The 8,628-nt window shown below is 51.0% G+C and carries 9 protein-coding genes; all 9 read right to left on the bottom strand.

The window, feature by feature from the left end; genetic code table 11:
* Nucleotides 1–29: 29 nt before the first annotated feature.
* Nucleotides 30–977: an NHL repeat-containing protein gene (locus EFBL_RS16080; RefSeq protein WP_096183099.1), complete on the bottom strand. Its 948-nt coding sequence runs from the start codon at nucleotides 975–977 to the stop codon at nucleotides 30–32.
* Nucleotides 978–989: 12 nt separating this feature from the next.
* Nucleotides 990–1,643 (bottom strand): tetratricopeptide repeat protein, encoded by a 654-nt coding sequence (locus tag EFBL_RS16075; RefSeq protein WP_096183097.1) that lies wholly within the window; start codon nucleotides 1,641–1,643, stop codon nucleotides 990–992.
* A 206-nt stretch (nucleotides 1,644–1,849) separates the two neighbouring features.
* A complete protein-coding gene (locus EFBL_RS16070; RefSeq protein ID WP_096183095.1) occupies nucleotides 1,850–3,679 on the bottom strand; it encodes a cytochrome c3 family protein in 1,830 nt (609 codons plus the stop codon).
* Between the two features lie 152 nt (nucleotides 3,680–3,831).
* Nucleotides 3,832–4,815 carry a 6-bladed beta-propeller gene (locus EFBL_RS16065; RefSeq protein ID WP_096183093.1) on the bottom strand — a complete coding sequence of 328 codons (984 nt, stop codon included), beginning with the start codon at nucleotides 4,813–4,815 and terminating at the stop codon, nucleotides 3,832–3,834.
* The gene (locus EFBL_RS16060) at nucleotides 4,812–5,459 is read right to left on the bottom strand and encodes a tetratricopeptide repeat protein (protein ID WP_096183091.1); all 648 of its coding nucleotides are present in this window, start codon (nucleotides 5,457–5,459) and stop codon (nucleotides 4,812–4,814) included. Before EFBL_RS16060 ends, EFBL_RS16065 begins: the two co-directional genes overlap by 4 nt.
* A complete protein-coding gene (locus EFBL_RS16055; protein ID WP_096183089.1) occupies nucleotides 5,456–6,496 on the bottom strand; it encodes a cytochrome c3 family protein in 1,041 nt (346 codons plus the stop codon). Before EFBL_RS16055 ends, EFBL_RS16060 begins: the two co-directional genes overlap by 4 nt.
* 33 nt (nucleotides 6,497–6,529) lie before the next feature.
* Nucleotides 6,530–7,159, bottom strand: a complete 630-nt coding sequence (locus EFBL_RS16050; protein ID WP_096183087.1) for a tetratricopeptide repeat protein — start codon at nucleotides 7,157–7,159, stop codon at nucleotides 6,530–6,532.
* A 24-nt stretch (nucleotides 7,160–7,183) separates the two neighbouring features.
* Nucleotides 7,184–8,329, bottom strand: a complete 1,146-nt coding sequence (locus EFBL_RS16045; RefSeq protein WP_096183085.1) for a NapC/NirT family cytochrome c — start codon at nucleotides 8,327–8,329, stop codon at nucleotides 7,184–7,186.
* A gap of 29 nt (nucleotides 8,330–8,358) precedes the next feature.
* On the bottom strand, nucleotides 8,359–8,628 hold a 270-nt coding region (locus EFBL_RS20695), incomplete at its 5' end, for a c-type cytochrome (protein ID WP_172899729.1).

Below are 8,628 nucleotides of genomic sequence, written 5' to 3'. Positions count from 1 at the left end.
TTCTCATCTCCCCCGCCCCCTTTCCCCGTTTATTGGTGTTCCGTGATCCGGTAAATGACGACCCGGTTGTTGCCTTTGTCCGCGATATACAATCGGTTCTGTTTTATTTCAACGCCTTCGGGAAAATAGAGTTTATCCGTTGTTACCCCAATCTCTCCGATGACGGCCTGTTGCTCACCCAAATTGGAAAAAATGAAAATCCTGCTTCCCAACGGATCGGTTACATACATGCGGTCCCGTTGGTCAACTCCAACTCCGCTTGGAGCCTGAAGATTGCCTGCGAATGAATACTTGAATTTGCCTTCTTTGTCAAAAACCTGTATCTTGGAATTGCCCGTGTCGCAAACAATAATTTCTTCCTTGGAATTTACCGTCAACCCCAGGGGATACTGGAAAAATCCGTCCGTGCCCCCCAATCCCCCGAAAGAAAGAAGCAAATCCCCATCGGGAGAAAGTTTCTTGATTCTACTGTCCGATTTGTCAACCACATAGATTTGATCCTTCGGATCGATTGCAATGGCGGTCGGCGCTTTCACCGCCGACTTCTTGTCTGTCAACACTTTCAGAAACTTGCCCGTACGGTCAAAGACGGAGATGCGTTGATTCAGAACTTCCACGACGTAGATGTTTTGTTTGCTGTCCAATGCAATCCCGACCGGATAATTCAGTTTCCCTTCTTCCTGGCCTTGTTCGCCGAAATGGAGTACATATTCGCCTTGCCCATCAAACACTTGAATCCGGTGATTGTCCGAGTCGGTCACGAAAACGGTTCCGTCAGAACCAACCGCCAGATCAATCGGATTTCTCAACTCCCTGTCCCGCTGGCCGTAAAGCGCCTGTTCAAACGCGAATTCGCCAATCCCGGGAACTTCCAGCTTTTTGGCTTCCGGAGTTGCCAACCCGATCCGGAACCAGACTGTCGCCACCGCCAGCACCGTGACAGCCAGCATAAGGAATACCAAGTTCCGCACCCGCATCGCTCATCACCCTTATTTTCCGTTTCCGGCCAACACCTGAAGCCGTTGTTTGGCATCCCAATTGTCAGGCGTAAATTTGATCGCTTGCCTGTACATGTCAATTGCATTCTTGAGATCCTGAATATCCTCGTAGATCCTTCCCAACTCGTAGTAAACATTGCCGGCGGTCGGCTCAAGTTCCAGAACCTTCTTGTAATGACGGATGGCTTGCTCGTACTTTCCCGCTTTGGAAAACAGGATCGCCAGATTATAGTTGGCCAGTTCGTGATTCGGTTCGATCTGAATGATCTTTTCATACTGCTCTTGCGCAAGCTTCGTCTGTCCCATCTCTTCAAGAATCAATCCGTAACTGTAACGGAATCCCGTATTGCCCGGCGCCAGTTCGAGTGCCTTGCGGTATTCCTTTTCCGCTTTTCGCGAGAAAACAGGATTCTTTTCTTCCAAGGCGATCTGATAATAGATCCACCCCAGTCTGGCATGAGCTTCGGAATTCCCGGGGTTTTCCCGCAACTCCTGTTTATTCCTGTCAACGGCTGTCGAGAAGGTCAGATCCCGGATCGGATAGAGGGAGTCTCCGACCAAGTACCCCGCCCCAGCCAGCACAATGGCGTAGAGTCCCAAGATGGCAAGGGATTTTTTGCAAGAGATGCGGTCAGAGAGCTTCACCGGTTTCCACCTCCAACAGAATCATGGTGTTTCAGTTTGCGCCCAGGCTCATTAAGAACGTGGATACAATCAACAAGAACGCAACAAAAGCTGCAATTCGGGTCCGCAGTCCCATTTTTCTTTGCAACATTTTGCCTTCCCCTCCCGTATGAACCCGTGAGATTGGGGTGGGTGCCGGCCGGAACCGGCACCCCAAATAACAGAACTTACTTGGTAAACGACAATTGAGTGTTGGCTTGAATCGTGTTGCCGTTAAGATCCATTACGTTGTTGATTGTCAGGGTAAAGGAATTGCTCCCCGGCGGCGATCCGACCGGAATCGCTCCCGCCGCAAATGTGAGGACAACCGTACGATTGTCCGGCTGAAGTTTAACGCTGACCGGCGTGTTCGTAACCGCCCCTTGTGCAAGCGAGTAGTTGGCGGGGTTTTCCACATCGTAGGCCGGGCTGGTGCCGGCTGCAAAATCTCCCGGTTGTGACAGCATATACTGGTCATAGCGAATAACCAAAGTCCGGTCATCCGGTGAGAGATATTTCTGGTTCTTGAAGGAACCTGCTTCCCCGTACTTCAGATCGCCGGTTTGATCCGGATCCAGCACGTTTTCCAGTGCCGGCAGCTTCTTGTCAGGGGTTCGGTTATGGCAGTTCTGACAAACGCCGCGGTTATCCAAGCGCAAATTCTTGGCGGATTCCGTTCCACCGTTGGTATTCAGGGCTGTAGTGCTGTTCAGCATCAGGTCGTCATAAGTCTTGATGCCTTCCACAACGGCAAATGTGCCGTGAGCGTAATGGCATGTTGTGCACACCACTGCTCCGCCGGCTCCATCGAGAGTCGCAGTCGGCAAAATCAGCTTGTTGGAATCATAGCCAAAAGTACCGTCGTTGCGGGTTCTGTCATTCAAGCCATCGCCCGCGTTCATGCCCATCTTGTGACGGTATGCCTTCGAATAGGTTCCGGTTTCCCCTTTGGCGTTGCTGCTGTTGTAGTCACTGTGGCATGCGCTGCAGAATTTGGTGATGTTGGCATTGTATTCGGTTCTTTCATCGGCAAAGGGATTGACTACATTGATATTGACTTTGTCAAGACCGTTGATGTTAACCGTTACCGGATTACCGGTAGGATCCTTGGTGGTGATTTTCTCGACCAACTGCCGTCCGTTTACAGTTCCGTGCGGTTGGTGGCAGCTGCTGCACTTAAGATCGATATGCCCGTCCTCGCCGCCGCCTGCAACGGTTTCCACATATCCGCCCGGAGCGTTGAATCTTACATATTTGTAGGAACCGTCCGCATTCTTCGTAGCTACCTCATTCACTCTGTGTTTGGCGGTAACTTTGACCAGAGTCGCCACGCTGGGGTCGCCCTCGACGGCGACCATTTTCTCAAAACCTCCGCCGTTGGTTGCGTACCGTTTTCCGTCTTTGGTGTCCCAAATCATTCCGTTTTTCACGTCATAAGTACTCTGTCCGTTAAAGCTGTGGCAGAATGTACAGGTTGCGTAGATCGGGTTGCTGGTTGCAACACTGGCTGAAATGTCAAAGCGAATCAAGTTTTGAGTTTTCGCTCTGTGGAGCTGGTGACAGCGTCCGCAGGCATTGGTGTTGCTGGTGAATTTCCCGTGCGGTCCCGAGGTGATGGCTTGCCCGGTGACCGGATCGGTGGCAACGGTTGATGCCGGATCCGTGTTATGATCGTATTTGCTGCCTGCGATATTGGTCCGAAGCACCTTTACATTGGCCGCGTGGGCCTTTTGCAAGCCGGTTTTCAGCGTGACCGTCCTGGTCCCCGTATTGATTGCCGTGATTTCGACTTTCTCTGTGTTCGCCTGGTTTTCCGGCTCAATCAACAGACCGTCGCCCGCTACCAGGTTCGTCACGTCATTCAGTGTGATCGAGGTTGCCCCAGCAGCTGCCCCGCCGGAAAGCGTGTACTCATTGTTCAGTCCCACGGGTTCTGCCTTGGCGGTACCCAGCACAAAGAAGAAAACAGCACAAAGCATCAGCAATAGAGTTGATAGTTTCCTGACTTGACCTCCCACTCCTCATCCCTCCTTACATTGACTTTCCTGGAACAATTGGATTTTTCCCGCATGTGTCTATACGGCTTCACCCCCCTTCATCTTCATGCCATCCAACTGATGCCTCCTTTCTTTTTTTTTATTTGGACACAAGGAGTGTGTCTCGCAGTGAATCAGTATTTGAAAACAGACAGTCTGCCAGGTGTCGTTTCGCTTACAAAAATCCGGTTGTTGCTGTCGATGGCAATTCCGTTTGGCAGCCCCAACTGGATATCTTTGTCCGCCAATTGGGAGAAAGTGAACTTCACAGTGCCTTTCTCGTCAAACACGAACACTCTGCTTTCCAGTCCGGCGACCACATATAAGTTGCCCCGGTTGTCAAATGCAAGCCCCCGCGGGGTCACGACCGTTCCCGAATTGTTCGCATCCTTGCCGAGGATTTTCACGAATTTCCCGTTGGCGTCAAATACCTGGATCCGGTTGTTGCCCGAATCGGCCACATAGAAGTTGCCTTTCTTATCGACCGCCAACCCGTGCGGATATTCGAACTGCCCCTCCTGGCTGCCTCTTTCTCCGAAGCTGAGGAGCAATTGACCGCTCATGTTGTAGACAAACACTTTTCGCTGTGCGATATCCGTGAACATCAATTTGTTGTCCTGGATCAGGAGCTGGCCCGGCGCGCCAATTCTCTGTCCCTGGGGAGCAAACTGGCCTTTGTATTCTCCGTTGGCTGCGTAGATCAGAATTTTCCCCTGGCCCCCGTCGGCCACGTACAAATTCCCGTCATAAAATGCCATTCCGTAAGGATTTTTCAAAGGAGTTTTGCTTTTCTTGTCTCCAATCGTCCGCAGATGTTTTCCGTTATAGTCAAATACCTGAATGAATCCCCCTTCCGAGTCGGAAACGTATACTTCGCCATCCCTGACCGCGACTCCAAGGGGCATGACAAAGGGAGAAGCCGAATCCCCATAGATGTTGTGAGAAAATGTCGGAGGGTTCGTAAAGTCCCCGATTGGAATGCTTTTGATCACATCCACCGGATTCATCTTTTTCCATATAAAGTAGCCGAAAACTGCCAGCAATGCGGCGGTTGTTCCGATGATCAGCTTCTTCAACAGCGCTTTGTCAATTGTTTTCTTCATCACCGAAAGATTCATTTGGACCCGCTCCCTCCCGTCGGCTGCAGCCGGTCAAGCGCTTGCTTTGCAGGTGCGTAATCCGGTACATAACTCAGTACCTTCTGATATTCGGCAACCGCTTTCTCCTTGTTGCCCTGGAGCTCGTATACATGTGCAATCTGATACATGTAATCAACCGTTCCCGGATTGGCGTTCAGTACAAATCGGAACTCTTCGACCGCTTTCTCAAACTGTTTTTCTTCTTTATAAATCTGGCCCAGCAAATATCTCGCATCGACGTTTTGCTTGTTCTTGTCCTTGATCTCCTCCAGGATCTTTTTCGCTTCCTGAAGATCTCCCTTCTCCCCTTTGGCAATGGCCAGATTGAGTTTGGCACCCGTGTAGTCTTTGTCGATCTTCAACGCGTTCTCAAATTCCCGGATTGCTTCGTCATGGCGCTTTCGCTGGAGATAGACCCATCCCAGTTCGACCCGTAACCTCGCATTGCTGGGGTATTGCTCCACATTTTTTTGCGCAACTTCCAGCTCGTAATCGTCCTGGGACTTGTAGACCGGTTTATCCCAGATGAAAGCACTCCCTACCCCGATAAAGACCGAAGACAATACAAGGAAGATCCCCAACAGAATGGCTATAGCTTTTCTCATGCTTACCTGTTGGTTCATGGCTCGCTGTACCTCCTTTCAATCAACTTGTCGCCGGGAATTGGCTGGTCCGATTTATTCTGGTGGCATCCCAGACACAGAAACTGCTTGGGCCTTCTCCACATCCGTTCATTCTCCGATGCATGCGGATTGTGGCAGGAAACGCAGGTTACTCTCTTTCCATCCAAAGGACTTTGTACGTTAAACATCGGATGCGTAAAATTCCCCATCAGCCGGTCCGTATTATGACATTGAAAACAAAGGCCGGGCAGATCCTGTTTCATTAACCGTTCGGTATTGGTCTGGTGCGGGTTGTGGCAGTTGGTGCATTTGGCCTGGGCAAACGGCGGATGCTTCACTTTCGCCTTGTTCATTGCCTGTGCCGGTTCACGGTGACATTTGAAACACAGATCCGGCAGCGGTTCCTTGGTGTTCTTCATGTTTTGCGCCGCATGGGGACTGTGGCAAACCATGCAGTCTCCCAATTTGAACGGCGGATGCTTGGTGGCATATTCCTGCCCTTTGCTGAAATTATGGCAGGATGTGCAGAGTGCCTGGGGCGGCTGTCTCAATTGTTTAATGTTTTCCGATGCATGGGGGTCGTGACAGTCCATGCATCTGCCTTCTTTGAATGGTGTGTGCTGAAAGGGCATGTTTTTTTCTTTTTGCCGGTTGTGGCAAGTCGAACAGAGTTCCTTCGGATCAACCGTCAATCTCGTCTTGTTGTTTCTCGGGTCATGCGGCAGGTGACAATCCGAACAGCGACCGGCGGCAAACGGAACGTGAACATTGGCCAATTTTTTCTTCGCGACCGTATCCTGATGGCACCGGCCGCAAACCACCGACTCAAAGGAACCGGGCGCTATTTTTCCCTCGCCGCTTGTGTAAAACCACGTTTTCAACAAACTTGCAACCTTCTCAAAAGCCGGTATTTGCAGCAAGCTCTCTCGAATGTCAGGTACGGCAACTGCAGTTGTGGAAGCAATCGCCGCAGCCAGACTGACGGTCATTAATTTATTTCGCATGAGAGCCGCGAACGCTTTTGCGAAGGCCTTCATTGAACTCAATCCTTTCGGACAACCGGCTTCTGTCTACTCTATATTGATCAAGGTCTCCAGCACGGGACTCAGTTGGACAGCGTGCTGGAAGGCGACCAGTGCTTTTTGTTTCTCTCCCAGTTCCTGATAGGCCATGCCCAATTCCATCTCCAAAACCCCAAACTGGGGAGCCAATTGCTTCGCTTTCTCGAAATGCTGGACTGCCAGGGAATACTCTTTCTTCTCTTTGGCAACCAGTCCCAAACCATAATGGGCGAGCACCGCCCCCTCCCCCGATTCTCCCGTTTTCTGCACTACAAATTGAAACGCGTTCTCCGCTTCGGAATACTGTTTCAGATCCATTTGAACCAGTCCGTACAAATAATTGGCACCGATGTGATCATTCGCTGCGGCAATCGCTTTTTTCGCATGATTGTTGGCCTCTCTCAACCTTCCCATCTGATAGAGAATCCAGCCCATGTCGGTCAGATAATCGGGATTGTCTGGCTGCTGTCTGAGCAATGCATCTACCCTCTTCCATTCTTCATGCAAGCCGGTGCCCGGTTTCTGCAGATGTACAGAAACCGGGTAACCGACAAGAACGGCGAAGCTCCAGGCAAACAGCAGGATCGGAAGCAAGACCCGCAACTTCTTCCATTGCCAGAACTGCAGAATTGCTTTCATTGCCAGTCTCTCCTTCCTCCTTTATCAGGGTCCGCTGGTTTGCCGGTTCGTTTGCTGGCTGGTTTGTTCGTTTGCCTTCTGTTCAATCTGTTCCGGCGTCAATTGCCGGACATTGTTCGCCTTGTGGCAGGTTGCACAGGAATTGCTCGCATGGCAGTTGAAGCACTTCCCTTCCGTAATTCCCTTTGTCTTCACGAAGATCGGGTGTTTGTTCCGCCAGTCGGCCGGGTGTTTCTCCTGCTGGTGACACTTGAAGCAGTAGATGCTCTGGACGGCCCGGTCTTCAGGTTTTGGCTTTTCTTCATTGTGACAGGTGAGGCAACCCGCACGGTTCGGGATTGCTTTTGCCTTGTGAACAATCGGCCAAATCTCCGAATGACCGGGTGGTTTTTTGTTCATATGGCAGTTGGAGCAGAAGTGATTGCTTCGCGCGAATTCAGCCGCTTCCATGCCCGGTTTCCCCATGACGACCGCTTTATCCTTTGTAAAGGAATGGCACATGCTGCAAACTCCAACGTCTTTTCTCGCCTGTCTTCCGTGCTCGCCTTCCGCCACCCACGCATTGTTCTTGTGGGATTCAGGCTTTTTGTCATCCAGGTGGCAGGTGGAGCATTTGGTGGATAACCCTCGCTCAATATGACATTTGATACAGGTCGGCATGCGCGGTCCTTTGAAACTGATGACTCCCTGGCCGCGCTCTTCCCGCTGCCCGTGCATGACCCCTTCATGACACTGCACACATTGAACGCCTTTGGCCAGAATCTGCGGATGCGGGATCTTAATTTGGCTTGAAGGGGAAACTACCCGGTTATTCATTGAATGGCATTTCTCACAAACTTCGTTTTTAACCGGAATCTTGCCATCCACCTTTGCATCCTGCGGATTGACTGTGGTGGCACTTGCCGGTACCACCTTGTTACCTTGGGTAAAAGAGAATCCGGCCTTGGTATGGCAGGTCGTACAGGAAAACTTGGCGTGGGACGACATACTCAATCCTTGTGCCACTGTCAGCTTTGAGTGGCAGGATGCGCAGACTTTTGGTTTTACGGTGTTGTCCAAAGTAACGGCCGTGCCGAGCGATGCGGCGAAGGCTATCGCAAAGAACAGGATGAAGCCTGCTGTCAGCACGTACTTAAACTTGTCTTGCAGGAACTTCATGAATCGATCCATAGTTGTCACCCCCTTCCACTCGGCAGCAATTATTTAAACGTAGACAGATATTCGGACAAGACTTGAATTTCCTCCGGATTTAGCGGGGTAATCGCCATTTTCGGACTTGGCTTCTTCAGAAATTCCGCAATCCATTCTTTCGTTCGGTTGCTTCCCACCTTCGTCAAATCAGGTCCGAAAGATCCTCCATTTCCGTTGATGGAATGGCAACCGGCGCAGCCGTGCTTGTCGTACAACTCTTTCCCTTTGTCAACGGGGCCGGCTGCTGTTTTGGGAGGTTCGTTTTTGTCCGGAGCAGT

The organism is Effusibacillus lacus, from assembly GCF_002335525.1.
Taxonomy (GTDB): domain Bacteria; phylum Bacillota; class Bacilli; order Tumebacillales; family Effusibacillaceae; genus Effusibacillus; species Effusibacillus lacus.
Note: the sequence above shows the minus strand (reverse complement) of the source record. Positions and strands in the feature narration are given on the sequence as shown.